Origin of the sequence: Streptomyces sp. NPDC048269, from assembly GCF_040652395.1 — a bacterium.
Taxonomy (GTDB): domain Bacteria; phylum Actinomycetota; class Actinomycetes; order Streptomycetales; family Streptomycetaceae; genus Streptomyces.
The window spans coordinates 253,580-267,931 of record NZ_JBEZLW010000001.1 but is presented as its reverse complement, the minus strand read 5'-3'; the positions used below and the strand labels follow the sequence as shown (position 1 = coordinate 267,931).

Here is a 14,352-nt window from a genome sequence, read left to right as displayed (position 1 = left end):
TGGGGGCGCCTGGAATGCGGGGGAGCGCGCGCATATATGCGCGCGCCGGTGGCCTGCGCCGTGGCGCGCATCCCTCGTGCAGGTGAGTTGAGACCGGCCCGAGACCGTACCGCTTTGGCATGCTCGTACCCGCCGACAAGCTTCACGACAGCCCTCGCCCAGCAAATGCCTTCATTTCCAAGGTCATTGGGGGTGGCGAACCATGCAGAATCGTGCCTGTCAACGCGTGCATATGCACCCAGACCACCCGCCCCACCGAGCCCTACTATCGGCTCGCCATGACACCAGCAGGGAAGCATCAGGTGAGCCGGACCGAGACCACCCGGCGGGCCGCCGGCCGACAGGGCCGGGCAGGCATCAGGGACGTGGCCGCCGCGGCGGGCGTCTCCATCACAACCGTCTCCGACGCGCTCAATGGCAAGGGGCGGCTGCCGGACGCCACCCGCCGCCATGTCCGCGAGGTCGCCGACCGGCTGGGCTACCGCCCGTCCGCCGCCGCCCGCACCCTCCGTACCGGCAAGTCGGGCCTCATCGGCCTGACCGTGACGACGTACGGGGATGAACCTTTCACCTTCACCGAATTCGCCTACTTCGCCGAGATGGCCAGAGCCGCCACCTCCGCCGCGCTCGCCCGCGGCTACGCCCTCGTCATCCTCCCCGCCACCTCCCGACACGACGTGTGGTCCAACGTCGCCCTCGACGGCACCGTCGTCATCGACCCCTCCGACCACGATCCCGTCGTCACCGAACTGGTCCGCCAGGGCCTGCCCGTGGTCTCCGACGGCCGCCCGGCAGGCTCCCTCCCCGTCACCGCCTGGGTCGACAACGACCACGAGGCCGCCGTACTGGGCCTGCTCGACCACCTCGCCGCCGCCGGCGCCCGTCGGATCGGGCTGCTGACCGGCACCACCACCGACACCTACACCCGGCTCTCCACGACCGCCTACCTCAACTGGTGCGAACGCGTCGGCCAGGACCCCGTCTACGAGTCCTACCCCGCCCACGACCCCTGCGCGGGCGCCGTGGCCGCCGACCGGCTCCTCGCCCGCCCCGACCGGCCCGACGCCGTGTACGGGCTCTTCGACCCCAACGGCACGGACCTGCTCGCCGCCGCCCGGCGCTACGGCCTGCGCGTCCCCGAGGACCTGCTGCTCGTGTGCTGCAGCGAGTCCACCGTGTACGCCAACACCGAACCGCCCATCACCACCCTCTCCCTCAAACCGCGCCGCATCGGCACCGCCGTGGTGCAGCTGCTCATCGACGCGATCGAGGGAGTGGACACCGGACGCCCCGTCGAACAGGTCGTCCCGACCGAGCTCATCATCCGTACGTCGTCACAGCGCAGGCAGCCCCGTACGACCGTCAGCCCGCCCCGGTCTCCGGCCCAGGACTGAGTCGCCGCACCACCCCACGGGCGGGGTCGTTGGCTCCGCCGAGGATTTCAGAACACCGATATCGGGAGAAAATGGTAGGAACCATCGGCTCCGGACAGGATTCACCACCCCTGGTGCGTCACACAGCGCGAGCCGCATTCCTATGATGGGCGCACGACATCACGGACCCTCCTCCCCGGAGGTCAGGAGGGTCCGCAGGTGTACGGCAGCGCGACGGTGGTGGAGGGGTCGATGACTCAGGGGGCCGGTCAGGGACCCGCGATGCGGACGGAGACGCTGCGGGACTTCCGGGTTCCGGTCACCGAACCCGCTCCGTACGCCGTATCCAACGGGCTTCCCGGTGAGGCCCCCGTGTACGGCGAGTACCCGGCGTACTACGAGGACGGCGCGCTGAGCGTGCCCGCGCAGCCCGGCTACGCGCCTCCGGCGAACGCACAGCCCGTGGCACCGCCCGTCCCGCATCACGACGTGAACGAGGCGCGCGCCGTCCACGATGCGCGCGAGGCGTACGAACCGCGCGAGGCCCACGACGCGTACGAGCCTCGCCTGGCGCACGAAGCGTACGAGCCTCGCAAGGCCCATGAGCCGCACGAGGCGCACGCACCCGCCGAGCCCGAGGCCCCCGTGGACCCCGAGGACGACGGCTTCGACGGCTACACCCCGACCCACCGCGACCTGCCCGTCATCGGCCGCGGCGCGCTCGGCGGCCCCGGCGACACCGTCCAGGTCCAGTACGTCCCCCAAGAGGCGTCGACCGCCGGTCCCGGCCCGCTCTACGTGGTCGGCGACGTCCACGGCTACCTCGACGAGCTCGTCACCGAACTCCACGCCCAGGGCCTGATCGACACCGAGCGCCGCTGGTCCGCCGGCAACGCCCGGCTCTGGTTCCTCGGCGACTTCACCGACCGCGGCCCCGACGGCATCGGCGTCATCGACCTCGTCATGCGGCTGTCCGCCGAGGCCGCGGCCGCCGGCGGCTACTGCAAGGCCCTCATGGGCAACCACGAGCTGCTGCTCATCGGCGCCAAGCGGTTCGGCGACACCCCCGTCTCCTCCGGCGCCGGCACGGCCACCTTCCAGGCCGCCTGGCTGCTCAACGGCGGCCAGCGCACCGACATGGAGCGCCTGCAGGACGTACACCTGCAGTGGATGTCCCGCCTGGACGCGGCCGTCCTGGAGGAGGACCACCTGCTGCTGCACTCCGACACCACGGCCTACCTGGACTACGGCGACTCCATCGAGGACGTCAACGACACCATCCACGAGCTCCTCAACCGCAACGACGCCGACATCACCTGGGACCTCTTCCGCAAGTTCACCAAGCGGTTCGCCTTCCGCGACGAGGAGACCGGCCCGGGGGCCGTACGCGAACTGCTCGGCACGTACGGCGGCAGCCGCGTCGTGCACGGGCACAGCCCCATCCCGTACCTCCTCGGCGAAGTGGGCACCGAGGACGGCGACGAGGCGCGCGGCCCGGAGGCGGTGGACGGGCCCCACGTGTACGCGGACGGGCTCGCCATCGCGATGGACGGCGGGGTCACGATGGCCGGCAAACTGCTGGTCGTCCAACTTCCGCTGCGCGACTGAGGATTGTCACCAGGGGGGTATTTCCGCAAAGCCCCTGTCAACCTGCGGTGTGATCCCTCTACCATCGCTCTATCCGTAGCAGGCTCTCCTCCGTTTGTGCCGGCGCCCGGGTCTACGCGGGCAAACCGGCCTCCACGGAGCATCGGGGGATGCACATGACCAGCGCTCCGCACCTGCTGACCGAAGACCGGCCGGAGTTCGATCGGCTCCTCGACGAGGCGCTGCGCACCGCACACGACCGGCCCGAGCTCGCCACCCTGGGCGAACGTCTGAACGCCGAACAACTGCGCACCATGGCCCTGGGGGCCAGCGCGCTGCTGACGGCCGCGGCCGCGGCCGAGTACGACCACTACGTGAAGCTCCGCGAGGAACGGCGCGACGAGGTCCTCTCCACTCCCGGGACCGCGGGCGAGGACGACGACGGACAGGGCGGCGCGGGCCTCGGCGCCGTGATCGCGGTCCTCGCACCCGTGCTGGCGGGCACCGCCATGCTGATCTTCCTGCTCGTGGGCTACATCCTGAAGATGATCGAGCCCGAACCGGCCTTCGCGGAGACCATGCTGACGGCGGGTTCGTTCTTCGGCGTGCTCACCGCCGCCGCCCTGATCTTCGCCGTCATCGGCCTGCTGGTGACCGCCGTCCACAACGGCGCGACCGAGGTGGCGGCGGACGAGGCCGAGGCGATACCCGACGAGGTCGCGCAGGCCCGGGAGGCCTGGCGGAACGCGCTGCTGGAGCGGGGGATCATGCCGTTCCTGCGCGATGCGCTGACCGATCCGGCGGCGGGGCCGGGACATCCGGCGCCCCGCACGCCAGGGGCCGGGCGCATCCCCAACCTGGGATACACCCGGCCCGACTTCACCAGTCCGGGATCCCCGTCACAGGGGCCCCGGCCCGGCTACACGCCCCCGGACTTCACGAGTCCGGACTTCGGCGGCACGGAACACGGTCCGGAGTAGTTCCCCCCGGCCGCGCCCCCTGCTTCCCCTACTTCAGTGCCTTCGGCAGGTAGTTGGGGTTCATCGGCCGGATCGGCGGTGAGTTGGCTGCCCGGCGGGCGTCCGGGTCATCCGGGTCGGGCTGGGGAACCGCCTCGGTCCACACCCCGCCGCAGGTGAGGGTGAGGGGACCCGGATTGACGGCGCAGGTGGTCTCCCAGATCACGCCTTCCGTCGTCACCACCTCGACCAGCAGCTGGTTGGCCTGATGGCTGATGGCGATCGCGCAGGCGTCGTCGGGGTAGTTGCCCTCCTCGTTGGTGGTGAGGTCGTACCAGGTCCAGGGTCCCGGGGTCGCCTGGAGCCCGCGGATACCCGCGTACGCAGTGCCGTCGCCGGGGAGTACCGCCTTGAACTCGCGGCTGTTGTTGTCCCGGACGGAGTCGATGTCGACACACGTGGACCCACCGGTGGCTCCGGTCGCACCCGTCGCGCCGGTGGCGCCCGTCGCGCCGGTGGCACCCGTGGCTCCGTCGGCACCCTTCGGACCCCTGGGGCCCGTCGGACCCTGCCGGCACTCGTCGTCGTCGCCGCCACCACCACCGCGCGGGCCGGCCTGGACGGCCGCTCGCGGGTCGTAGTCGTGCTTGTCCGACTCGCAGCGGTCGCCCGTGGGGGCAGCCGCGCGGACTGTCTCGCTCGCCTGGATGGCCTGAGCCGTGGCGACCGCGGGGCTGGAGATGCCCGCCACGACCAGGGCCAGCGAAGCGAGGGTGCCGCCAGTCAGCCAACTGCTCCGCCTGGGCAGCGGACCAAGGGTTGACTTGGTCCTGTTCTCGGGGCTCATATACGCCGCTCCTTCTCGAAACCGGATCGAACGATGTGCGATGGGCCATATCGGGCCACCTCGGTCATCGTGAGGATCGCGGTTGCAAGTGGTGAGACGCCCCGCGAGAAAGTCCACTTATCGGACCAGCGGTACGCCCCCAATGGGGGCTTTTACGAAGTGGCGGGCGCGACGCGCGCCCGGCACGGAAGGACCGTGGCCTACGGTCGGCTCACGGTCGTTTTTCATCACCACAGGGGATGGAATCCTTGAGAGCAACAGTCTGCCTGAACATGATCGTCAAGAATGAGGCTCCGGTGATCCGGCGCTGTCTCGAATCGGTTCGCCCCTTGATCGACACATGGGTGATCGTGGACACCGGATCTACGGACGGCACCCAGGACATCATCCGGGAATTCTTCAGTGACCTGCCCGGAGTTCTGCACGAGCGGCCGTGGAAAGGATTCGGCGAAAGCCGCAGCGAGGCGATCGACCTCGCGCGTTCCAGCGCGGACTACCTGCTGTTCATCGATGCCGATGACGTGATGCAGGTACCGCCCGGCTTTCACATGCCGGACCTCACTCTCGACGCGTACAGCCTCGCGGTGCACCACGAGCCCGTCATCCACTGGCGGCCCGCTCTGGTCTCCACCCGATTGCCGTGGAAATACGTCGGAGTGCTCCACGAGTACATCGACTGCGAAGTCCGGCACAGCAGCGGAGTGCTCGAAGGCATCAACATCCTCATCATCGGCGGCGGGGCACGCCTCAGGCAATCGGGCGAGCGGGAGAAGTACCTGCGCGACGCGGAGGTACTCGAACAAGGGCTGATCAAAGAACCCGAGAATGCCCGCTACGCGTTCTACCTGGCCCAGAGCTGGCGCGACGCGGGAGAACCGGAGAAATCCCTCGCCGCATACGACCGCCGGGCGGCGATGGGCGGATTCGTCGAGGAGGCCTTCTGCTCCCAGCTGTACGCGGCGCGGATCGCGGCGAACCTCAAGAAGCCCTCGGCCGAGGTGATGGACCGTTTCCTCCGCGCGCACGAGAGCCGTCCCTCGCGCGCCGAAGCGATCGGCAGCCTCGCCCGCTACTGCCGCCTCGAAGGCCGATGGCCGCTGGCGTACATGTTCGCCCGGGAGGCGCTGCGGATCCCCCGCCCTGCCGACATCCTGTTCGTCGAGTTCGACTGGCACGACTGGCGCGCCCTCGACGAACTCGCCGTGGCCGCCTACTGGGTCGGTGAGTACCAGGAGTCGCTGGACTGCTGCGAGCGCCTCCTCCAGGACGGCGGGCCACTCCCTGCGTCCCAGCGTGACCGGGTCACCGAGAACCTCGCGTTCGCGCGCAGCAAGGTGGACCCGGGGTACCAGGTGGTCGCCTGACGGGCTCCGGCCCGGGCACCGAAAGGCGCCGCTCCCCGGCCCGACGGACCGGGGAGCGGCGCCTTCGCGTGTGAGCGGTGGTGCCTCAGTCGGCCAGCGGCAGGTAGACGCGGTTGCCCGAGGCCGCGAACTCGGCGGCCTTCTCCGCCATGCCCGCCTGGATCTCCTCGGCCTTCAGGTCGCCGCCGTGCTCACGGCGGATGTCCTGGGAGATCTTCATCGAACAGAACTTCGGACCGCACATGGAGCAGAAGTGCGCGGTCTTGGCCGGCTCGGCGGGCAGCGTCTCGTCGTGGAACTCACGAGCCGTGTCCGGGTCGAGGGCCAGGTTGAACTGGTCCTCCCAGCGGAACTCGAACCGCGCGTCCGACAGCGCGTCGTCCCACTCCTGGGCGCCGGGGTGCCCCTTGGCCAGGTCCGCGGCGTGCGCCGCGATCTTGTACGTGATGACGCCGGTCTTGACGTCGTCCCGGTTGGGCAGGCCCAGGTGCTCCTTGGGTGTGACGTAACAGAGCATCGCGGTGCCCCACCAGGCGATCATCGCGGCGCCGATGCCCGACGTGATGTGGTCGTACGCGGGCGCGACGTCCGTGGTCAGCGGGCCGAGCGTGTAGAAGGGCGCCTCCTCGCAGATCTCCTGCTGGAGGTCGATGTTCTCCTTGATCTTGTGCATCGGGACGTGGCCCGGGCCCTCGATCATCGTCTGCACGTTGTGCCGCTTAGCGATCGTGTTCAGCTCGCCCAGCGTCTTCAGCTCGGCGAACTGCGCCGCGTCGTTGGCGTCCGCGATGGAGCCGGGGCGCAGACCGTCGCCCAGCGAGTACGTGACGTCGTACGTCGCGAGGATCTCGCAGAGCTCCTCGAAGTTCGTGTAGAGGAAGTTCTCCTTGTGGTGCGCCAGGCACCACGCGGCCATGATCGAACCGCCGCGCGAGACGATGCCGGTCTTGCGGCGGGCGGTCAGCGGCACGTACGGCAGCAGCACGCCGGCGTGGACCGTCATGTAGTCGACGCCCTGCTCGGCCTGCTCGATGACCGTGTCCTTGTAGATCTCCCAGGTCAGGTCCTCGGCACGGCCGTCGACCTTCTCCAGCGCCTGGTAGAGCGGGACGGTGCCGATCGGGACGGGGGAGTTGCGCAGCACCCACTCGCGCGTGGTGTGGATGTTGCGGCCGGTCGAGAGGTCCATGACCGTGTCGGCGCCCCACTTGGTCGCCCAGGTCATCTTGTCGACCTCCTCCTCGATGGAGGAGGTGACCGCGGAGTTGCCGATGTTGGCGTTGACCTTCACCAGGAACCGCTTGCCGATGATCATCGGCTCGATCTCGGGGTGGTTCACGTTGGCCGGAAGCACCGCGCGACCTGCGGCGATCTCCTCGCGCACGACCTCGGGGGAGACGTTCTCGCGGATCGCGACATACTCCATCTCCGGGGTGATCTCGCCCCGGCGGGCGTACGCGAGCTGCGTGACGGCGGCGCCGCCGCGGCCCCGGCGGGGCTGGCGGGGGCGGCCCGGGAAGACCGCGTCGAGGTTCTTGAGCCCGCCGCGCGGCGAGGTGTGCTTGATCCCGTCGTCCTCGGGGCGCACGGGACGTCCCGCGTACTCCTCGGTGTCGCCGCGGCCGATGATCCAGTTCTCGCGCAGCGGCGCGAGACCCCTGCGCACGTCGGTCTCGATCTGGGGGTCGGTGTACGGACCGGACGTGTCGTAGAGCGTTACGTCCTTGCCGTTGGTGAGGTGGACCTGGCGGACCGGCACCCGGATGTCGGGGCGGGAGCCCGCCACGTAGCCCTTGTGCCAGCCCGGCTTGCGCTCGGTCGAGCCGTCGCCGTCCTGGCTGACGGCAGGCGTGCGTGCGTCCTGAATGGTCATGAGACCTATCTCCCTACGCCGGCATTACCCGGTAACAGGTTCGGCGGTCGACGCAGCCTCCTCCCGCACGCATCCGTGATGCGCGTACGGTGATCAGCGTCCTCTCAGCCCGGTGCTCCGAGCTCCCGCGTTGTGCAAAGGTGCCCCCACGCTAGCGTCATCTATGGCGTGCTGAACAGTGGGCCCCCTCATCTCTTGCGATGATCTGCTGGTGACGATCTCGCCGCAGCCCCCCACCGAGCCCACGGATCCCACCGGCCACTCGGGCCACGCACACGCGGGTTCCGGGCACCCTGCCGGCCATTCCCACGGGCACGGCCACGGGCATGGCCCGGCGGCCCCCGTCTCGAAGCACCTGCGCAAGGTCATCGCGGCCGTTCTGATCCCCTTCGCCGCCGCCGTCTTCATCGGCATGGCGGTGCTCTGGCCGGGCGGAGCCCCTGCCCACGAGCGCACGGGGGTGGGCTTCGACCGGCAGACGCAGCAGGGCACGGTCGTCTCGCTCGAACAGGTCGACTGCAAATCGGTGAACGCCTCACAGGTGCCGCCCACCGGTGACACATCCACTCCCGAGGGCCGCGAAGCCAAGGCGGCGCAGACCGGCGAGTGCAAGAAGGCCACCGTCGAGGTCGGCACCGGCCCGGACAAGGGCCGTACCTTCGTGGAGATCGTCCAGCCGGGCGCGCCACGGCAGTTGGCGGACGGCCAGGAGGTGGTGGTCGCGTACGCGCCGGATGCGCCCCGGGACCTCCAGTACTCGGTGATCGACGTGAACCGCAAGCTCCCCATGGCGCTGCTGGCCGGGATCTTCGCGGTCGCGGTCGTCCTGGTCGGCCGGATGCGCGGGCTGTTCGCTCTGATCGCGCTGGTCATCAGCTTCGGCGTGCTGACCCTCTTCATCCTCCCGGCCATCCTGCAGGGCTCGAATCCGCTGGTCGTCGCGGTCATCGGCGCGAGCGCCATCATGCTCATCGCCCTGTACATGTGCCACGGTCTGACCGCCCGCACCTCGGTCGCCGTCCTCGGCACGCTCGTCTCGCTGCTGCTCATCGGGCTGCTGGGCTCGGTGTTCATCGACTGGGCGTTCCTCAGCGGCAACACCGACGACAACACGGGCCTGATCCACGGGCTCTACCCGGAAATCGACATGAGCGGTTTGCTGCTCGCGGGCGTGATCATCGGATCGCTGGGCGTGCTCGACGACGTGACGGTCACCCAGACCTCCGCGGTCTGGGAACTCCACCAGGCCGACCCGTCGATGGGGTCGCGCGCCCTCTACCGGGCGGCCATCCGGATCGGCCGTGACCACATCGCGTCGGTGGTCAACACACTCGTACTGGCCTACGCGGGTGCCGCACTCCCCCTGCTCCTGCTGTTCTCGATCGCGAACAGCAGCATGGGGTCGGTGGCCAACAGCGAGCTGGTCGCGGTGGAGATCGTACGGACCCTCGTGGGCTCGATCGGCCTCGTGGCCTCGGTTCCCCTGACGACGGCGCTGGCCGCTCTGGTCGTTTCCGCCGACCGGCCGGGGACCCCGGTCGCCGGGCCGGCTTCGGGGCCGGTCCGTGGCGGCCGGGGCCGCCGTCGCAAGCGCTGAAAGGTTGTTGCGGGAAGAGCAGCGTGGCCGGCGCGGCTGGTCAGTGCGCGCGCGGGGGCGTGTCAGCCCGCGTTCTGCTCGTTCTGCCGGGATTCGGACAGGATCTTGCCGAGCTCCTCGTCAAGGTTCTCCTCGAAGTCACCCAGGTTGCGCTCCTGGCCGAGCGGGACGAGCCGGTCGGTGCGGTCGAGGAACGCGACGAGCGGCGCCGCGCTGGCGCGGAACAGGGCCCGGTCGCCGCCGACCTGGAGGCGGATGTGGACATCGGACAGGTCCTCGGGATCGGTCGGGGCGATGTGCACATCGCCGTCGCCGCACGGTTTGTTGATGCCGTCGAGGAGGAGTTCCCGGCCGAACGCCCAGGTCACGGGCGCGTCTCCGGGAAGGTGGAAGGTCAGGCGGACTGCGTAGGGGTCCCGAGCGTCGTACCCGAGTTCCACCGGGATCCGGAACGAGAGCTCCTCGGAAACGAGGAAGCTCATCATGACCTCTGCCTGTACCGACTCGCGCATTGCCTACCCCGCTGTAGTGGAAGTGGCCAGGAATGATCCCCCAGGGCCCTCTTGACAAGGGTGGTGGAAGCGCTAGCAGATCACAAGGAGTGAGTTTTCAGATACTGATAGAGAACGAGAGGGTGCTCAACAGCGCGCCTACTTCACTCCGTAGTCGATCGACTGCATACAGCAACCGACCTTCTTGGTGCAGAGGCAGGGAAATCGCCATGGTTGCGGCCGTGTCGCCGGCAGTGATGGGGATGGCTGCACACACGGTGCCGAGGGCGTACTCCTGACGCTCCGTAACCAGCTGCAGCCGCGCCAGGGACCCGATCCGGTGTTCCAGGGAGCGTTGATCGGCCACGGTGTACGGGGTGATGGCCTCGACCGGGTGCCGGTCGTAGTAGTCCTTGCGCGTCTTCTCGTCGAGCTGGCCGAGCAGGCACTGACCGATGGCGTGCGCGTGGCCGGTCTCGCGGAAGTCGGCCCACTCCTCGCAGGCCGGGCTGGCCGGGGTGTCCGAGACGCCCACGAGCTCGATCTCACCCTCGCGGAAGACCGCGAAGTAGACGGGGGCCCCGACCGAGTCGCGGAAGTGCGCTAGCGAGTCGAGGATCATGCTGCGACGTTTCTGCTGGAGTCCCCCACCGGCCAGCCGCCCGGCCGCCTCGCCGAGGACGAAGACTCCGCTCTCCCGGCGCAGATAGCCCTCGTGCGTGAGGGTGCGCAGCAGGTGGTACGCGGTGGGCAGAGGGAGCCCGGCCTCGCGGGCCAGCTGTTTCGCCGGGGCTCCCTCGCTGTGCGAGCCCGCCGCTTCGAGCAGTCTCAACGCCCGCTGCACCGAACCGATCAGAGTCGGCACACCGGCGTTGGGAACCGAAGACAAAGCTCACCCCCAGGCGTGGCGGCGGGCCTTGGGGTGGCCCGCTCTGCGGGGGCCGCCCCCGCACATGCCGTGACTCCTGGGGGTCGTGCTCGGCGGCGTATCAACGCAACCGCAGGTCAGAGCGGTGGTACCGGCTTTCGGTGCCCAGGGAACGGCACAGATTGCCACTCTATCCGCCGATTCCCGGAGTGTGAGCGGTTTCGCGCGTCATGTTCCCCCGCCTGGCTCAATCCCGGGAGTGCCGGGCCGAGTCCTCTACCACTCACCGGAGGAGGACTTCGTGCTGCGGCCGCTGACCTTCTTCACCACGAAGATCAGGCCGCCGACCAGGCCGACGAAGAGGAGCAGCTTGAAGACGATCCCGATCAGGGCGCCCAGGATGCTCGTGATCACACCACCGAAGACGAACAGCGCCAGCAGCGGAACGGCGACCCACTTAACCCACCAGGGCATGCCTGCGAAAATCCCTCGGATGCCGTCCATGGCTCGTCCTCTTCCTCGTCCTCGTCCGTGACTTCCTGCTCTCGACTCTAGGAGTCCGCGGACTGCCGCGGGGGCCCGCGAGCCCCCGGAGTCCCCTGATCCGCCCCCTAGGGGGACCGGGGGGCGAAACCCTCATCCGGTCGGGGCCTCACCCGGCCCCCATCCGGTCCGGGGGCTCACGCGGCCCCATTCCGGTCCGGGGGCTCACGCGGCCTCCGTCCGGTCCGGGCCCTCAGCCCTCCGGCGGGGAGAAGACCACCATCACGCGCAGGTCCTCGCTGATGTGGTGGAACTTGTGCGGGACCCCCGCCGGGACGTAGACCACGCTGCCGCGCGCCACCGTCGTCGTCTCCTCCCCGACCGTGATCGAGGCCCGGCCGCTCACGACGAAGTACACCTCGTCCTGGCGGTGCGGCTGCTGCGGATCACTCTGTCCGGCGTCGAGCGCGTACAGCCCGACCGACATGTTCCGCTCGCGCACGAACTGCAGATAGGCGCCGTCGTTGGCGACCCGCTCCGCTTCGAGCTCGTCAAGCCGGAAGGCTTTCATCGTGGTTGTGCCCCTTGTACTCGATCGTTCCCTCACATCCGCTGATCTGCGGATGTCCACCCGGGATCTTCTCTGCCACGATCAGACACATGACGAATTTCGTAGTCAAGACGCTCGCCAACGCGGCGGCCCTGGCCGTCGCCATCTGGTTGCTCGCCGGCATCACCCTGGACGACGGCAGCAGCATGGGCCGCCGGACGCTGACCCTCATCCTGGTCGCCCTTGTCTTCGGCCTGGTCAATTTCCTCGTCAAGCCCGTGGTGAAGCTGCTCTCGCTGCCGCTTTTCATCCTCACCCTCGGCCTGTTCACCCTCGTCGTGAACGCCCTGATGCTGCTGCTGACCTCCTGGCTGGCCGGGCAGCTCAACCTCAGCTTCCACGTCGACGGCTTCTGGACCGCGGTCCTCGGCGGCCTGATCATCTCCATCGTCTCCTGGGCCGTGAACATGGTCCTGCCCGACAAGAGCTGAACGGGCCGCCCATGTACCGCGTGTGCTTCGTCTGCACGGGCAACATATGCCGCTCACCCATGGCCGAGTCCGTCTTCCGCGCCCATGTCGCCGCAGCCGGGCTCGACGCCCTGGTCGAGGTCGACAGCGCCGGAACCGGCGGCTGGCACGAGGGCGACGGCGCGGACCCGCGCACCGTCTCCGTCCTGGAGGCCGCCGGCTACGAGCAGGACCACCGGGCCCGGCAGTTCCGGCCCTCCTGGTTCGACCGCCTCGACCTGGTCGTCGCGCTCGACGCCGGGCACCTGCGGGACCTCACGGCGCTCGCGCCCACCCCGCGGGACGCCGCCAAGGTCCGGCTGCTGAGGTCCTACGATCCGGCGGCCACGGCCGCCGAGACCGACGTACCGGATCCCTATTACGGCTCGCTCGACGGGTTCGAGGAATGCCTGCAGCTGGTCGAGGCAGCGAGCCCCGGCCTGCTGGACGCCGTACGCGAGGCCATGAAGGAGCACACCGCGTGAACTCCCCCCACGACTCCGGCCCCAACCCCCGCCCCGGCTCCGGCTCCGGCCATGGCCCGGCTGACGACCGCGGGCACGGCACCGCGGCGGCCCGGCTCGGCGACGGCACCCTGGCCGTCCGCGCCGGGCTGCCCGAGCCCGTCAAGAACGAGCCGCCCCTGCCCGGCCCGGTCTTCGCCGCCCACTTCCACCTCCCCGGCGACGTCGAAGGCCCGTACACCTACGGCCGCGACACCAACCCCACCTGGACCTTGCTGGAACAGGCCGTCGGGGAGCTGGAAGCCCCCGGCAAGGACGTGCACACCATCGTCTTCGCCTCAGGGATGGCCGCCATCTCCGCCGTCCTGCTCTCCCAGGCGCGCACCGGCGACACCGTGGTCCTGCCCGACGACGGCTACCAGGCCCTGCCCCTGCTGCGGGAGCAACTGGAGGCGTACGGGATCCACGTACGCACCGCCCCGACCGGGGACGACGCCCAGCTCGCGGTGGTAGACGGCGCCCGGCTGCTGTGGATCGAGACGCCCTCCAACCCCGGGCTCGACGTGTGCGACGTACGCCGCCTCGTGGACGCGGCGCACACCGGCGGGACGCTGGTCGCCGTCGACAACACCCTCGCCACCCCGCTCGGCCAGCGGCCCCTCGAACTCGGCGCGGACTTTTCCGTCGCCAGCGGCACCAAGGGCCTCACCGGCCACGGTGACCTGCTCCTCGGGTACGTCGTCTGCCGCGATGCGGAGCTCGCTGCCGGCGTCCGCAGGTGGCGCAAGATCGTGGGCGCGATCCCGGGCCCCATGGAGGCCTGGCTCGCCCACCGCTCCCTGGCCACCATCCAGTTGCGCGCGCAGCGCCAGTGGGCCAACGCGCTGGCCGTCGCCGAGGCACTGGCCGACCGCACCGAGGTGACGGGGCTGCGCTATCCGGGCCTGGCGTCGGACCCGTCCCACAAGACGGCCGCCCGGCAGATGCGGGGCTTCGGGTCCGTGGTCTCCTTCACGCTGCCCGACCGCGCACACGCCGAACGCTTCATGGCGGCCCTGCACCTCGTCGAGGACGCGACGAGCTTCGGAGGCGTACGGTCGACCGCCGAGCGGCGCGGACGGTGGGGCGGCGACGCCGTGCCGGAGGGCTTCATCCGCTTCTCCGCCGGAGCCGAGGACACCGAGGACCTCGTCGCGGACGTCCTGCGCGCCCTCGATCTCACGGGTGGCAGCGGCCTCGCGGGTGACGGCGGCTGAACAGGCTGTGGAACGGCGGTCCGAGCCTCCCCCCTCGTGGCTCGGACCGCCCCGGGTTCCGCACGAGAAGAACCACGCGACAAGGCTAGTTGACTCTGTGTCAGAGTCCAATCACGGTAACGACAGGGGGC

The 14,352-nt window shown here is 69.8% G+C and carries 14 protein-coding genes and 1 riboswitch; of the genes, 8 read left to right on the top strand and 6 right to left on the bottom strand.

Annotated features, from left to right (window positions below):
- Positions 1-278: 278 nt before the first annotated feature.
- The 3 genes from AB0D48_RS01330 (at position 279) to AB0D48_RS01320 (ending at position 3,940) form a co-directional block, all read left to right on the top strand.
- Positions 279-1,394: a LacI family DNA-binding transcriptional regulator gene (locus AB0D48_RS01330; protein ID WP_362389512.1), complete on the top strand. Its 1,116-nt coding sequence runs from the start codon at positions 279-281 to the stop codon at positions 1,392-1,394.
- A gap of 231 nt (positions 1,395-1,625) precedes the next feature.
- Positions 1,626-2,981 carry a metallophosphoesterase gene (locus tag AB0D48_RS01325; RefSeq protein ID WP_362389511.1) on the top strand — a complete coding sequence of 452 codons (1,356 nt, stop codon included), beginning with the start codon at positions 1,626-1,628 and terminating at the stop codon, positions 2,979-2,981.
- Between the two features lie 149 nt (positions 2,982-3,130).
- On the top strand, positions 3,131-3,940 hold the full coding sequence (locus AB0D48_RS01320; protein ID WP_362389510.1) for a hypothetical protein: 810 nt from the start codon (positions 3,131-3,133) through the stop codon (positions 3,938-3,940).
- Between the two features lie 28 nt (positions 3,941-3,968).
- On the opposite strand, the gene AB0D48_RS01315 is transcribed toward AB0D48_RS01320, so the two are convergent.
- Positions 3,969-4,766 carry a hypothetical protein gene (locus AB0D48_RS01315; RefSeq protein ID WP_362389509.1) on the bottom strand — a complete coding sequence of 266 codons (798 nt, stop codon included), beginning with the start codon at positions 4,764-4,766 and terminating at the stop codon, positions 3,969-3,971.
- Positions 4,767-5,038: 272 nt separating this feature from the next.
- Here AB0D48_RS01315 and AB0D48_RS01310 point away from each other — a divergent pair, with 272 nt between their 5' ends.
- Complete coding sequence (locus AB0D48_RS01310) at positions 5,039-6,130, top strand: glycosyltransferase (RefSeq protein ID WP_362389508.1); 1,092 nt, start codon at positions 5,039-5,041, stop codon at positions 6,128-6,130.
- Between the two features lie 85 nt (positions 6,131-6,215).
- Here AB0D48_RS01310 and thiC read toward each other — a convergent pair whose 3' ends face one another.
- Positions 6,216-8,003, bottom strand: coding sequence for a phosphomethylpyrimidine synthase ThiC (gene thiC, locus AB0D48_RS01305; RefSeq protein WP_362389507.1), 1,788 nt, complete (start codon positions 8,001-8,003; stop codon positions 6,216-6,218).
- Positions 7,997-8,142, bottom strand: a riboswitch (TPP riboswitch). (Overlaps the previous gene by 7 nt.)
- Before the next feature lie 78 nt (positions 8,143-8,220).
- Between thiC and AB0D48_RS01300 the strand changes: the two genes are divergently transcribed.
- On the top strand, positions 8,221-9,600 hold the full coding sequence (locus AB0D48_RS01300) for a YibE/F family protein (RefSeq protein ID WP_362389775.1): 1,380 nt from the start codon (positions 8,221-8,223) through the stop codon (positions 9,598-9,600).
- Between the two features lie 62 nt (positions 9,601-9,662).
- On the opposite strand, the gene AB0D48_RS01295 is transcribed toward AB0D48_RS01300, so the two are convergent.
- The 4 genes from AB0D48_RS01295 to AB0D48_RS01280 all read right to left on the bottom strand — a co-directional run bounded on the left by AB0D48_RS01295 (position 9,663) and on the right by AB0D48_RS01280 (position 12,013).
- Entirely contained in the window at positions 9,663-10,112 is a 450-nt protein-coding gene (locus tag AB0D48_RS01295; protein ID WP_362389506.1) for an SsgA family sporulation/cell division regulator, read from the bottom strand.
- A 97-nt stretch (positions 10,113-10,209) separates the two neighbouring features.
- On the bottom strand, positions 10,210-10,956 hold the full coding sequence (locus AB0D48_RS01290; RefSeq protein ID WP_362389505.1) for a helix-turn-helix domain-containing protein: 747 nt from the start codon (positions 10,954-10,956) through the stop codon (positions 10,210-10,212).
- 279 nt (positions 10,957-11,235) lie between these two features.
- Entirely contained in the window at positions 11,236-11,463 is a 228-nt protein-coding gene (locus tag AB0D48_RS01285) for a DUF5326 family protein (RefSeq protein WP_362389504.1), read from the bottom strand.
- 232 nt (positions 11,464-11,695) lie between these two features.
- Complete coding sequence (locus tag AB0D48_RS01280; RefSeq protein WP_362389503.1) at positions 11,696-12,013, bottom strand: cupin domain-containing protein; 318 nt, start codon at positions 12,011-12,013, stop codon at positions 11,696-11,698.
- A gap of 89 nt (positions 12,014-12,102) precedes the next feature.
- On the opposite strand from AB0D48_RS01280, the gene AB0D48_RS01275 reads away from it, so the two are divergent.
- From AB0D48_RS01275 to AB0D48_RS01265, 3 genes are read left to right on the top strand one after another with little or no spacing between them, the layout of a single operon-like run.
- A complete protein-coding gene (locus AB0D48_RS01275) occupies positions 12,103-12,483 on the top strand; it encodes a phage holin family protein (protein WP_362389502.1) in 381 nt (126 codons plus the stop codon).
- A gap of 11 nt (positions 12,484-12,494) precedes the next feature.
- Positions 12,495-12,986 carry a low molecular weight protein-tyrosine-phosphatase gene (locus tag AB0D48_RS01270; RefSeq protein WP_362389501.1) on the top strand — a complete coding sequence of 164 codons (492 nt, stop codon included), beginning with the start codon at positions 12,495-12,497 and terminating at the stop codon, positions 12,984-12,986.
- The gene (locus AB0D48_RS01265; protein WP_362389500.1) at positions 12,983-14,221 is read left to right on the top strand and encodes a cystathionine gamma-lyase; all 1,239 of its coding nucleotides are present in this window, start codon (positions 12,983-12,985) and stop codon (positions 14,219-14,221) included. The genes AB0D48_RS01270 and AB0D48_RS01265 overlap by 4 nt, the downstream gene beginning before the upstream one ends.
- The last annotated feature ends 131 nt before the right edge of the window (positions 14,222-14,352 follow it).

Excerpts from the sequence above, each read along its gene's own strand:
- AB0D48_RS01330 (WP_362389512.1), top strand. The coding sequence starts at position 279 with ATGACACCAGCAGGGAAGCATCAGGTGAGCCGGACCGAGACCACCCGG.
- AB0D48_RS01325 (WP_362389511.1), top strand. The coding sequence starts at position 1,626 with ATGACTCAGGGGGCCGGTCAGGGACCCGCGATGCGGACGGAGACGCTG.
- AB0D48_RS01320 (WP_362389510.1), top strand. The coding sequence starts at position 3,131 with ATGCACATGACCAGCGCTCCGCACCTGCTGACCGAAGACCGGCCGGAG.
- AB0D48_RS01315 (WP_362389509.1), bottom strand. The coding sequence starts at position 4,766 with ATGAGCCCCGAGAACAGGACCAAGTCAACCCTTGGTCCGCTGCCCAGG.
- AB0D48_RS01310 (WP_362389508.1), top strand. The coding sequence starts at position 5,039 with ATGATCGTCAAGAATGAGGCTCCGGTGATCCGGCGCTGTCTCGAATCG.
- thiC (WP_362389507.1), bottom strand. The coding sequence starts at position 8,003 with ATGACCATTCAGGACGCACGCACGCCTGCCGTCAGCCAGGACGGCGAC.
- AB0D48_RS01295 (WP_362389506.1), bottom strand. The coding sequence starts at position 10,112 with ATGCGCGAGTCGGTACAGGCAGAGGTCATGATGAGCTTCCTCGTTTCC.
- AB0D48_RS01285 (WP_362389504.1), bottom strand. The coding sequence starts at position 11,463 with ATGGACGGCATCCGAGGGATTTTCGCAGGCATGCCCTGGTGGGTTAAG.
- AB0D48_RS01280 (WP_362389503.1), bottom strand. The coding sequence starts at position 12,013 with ATGAAAGCCTTCCGGCTTGACGAGCTCGAAGCGGAGCGGGTCGCCAAC.
- AB0D48_RS01275 (WP_362389502.1), top strand. The coding sequence starts at position 12,103 with ATGACGAATTTCGTAGTCAAGACGCTCGCCAACGCGGCGGCCCTGGCC.
- AB0D48_RS01270 (WP_362389501.1), top strand. The coding sequence starts at position 12,495 with ATGTACCGCGTGTGCTTCGTCTGCACGGGCAACATATGCCGCTCACCC.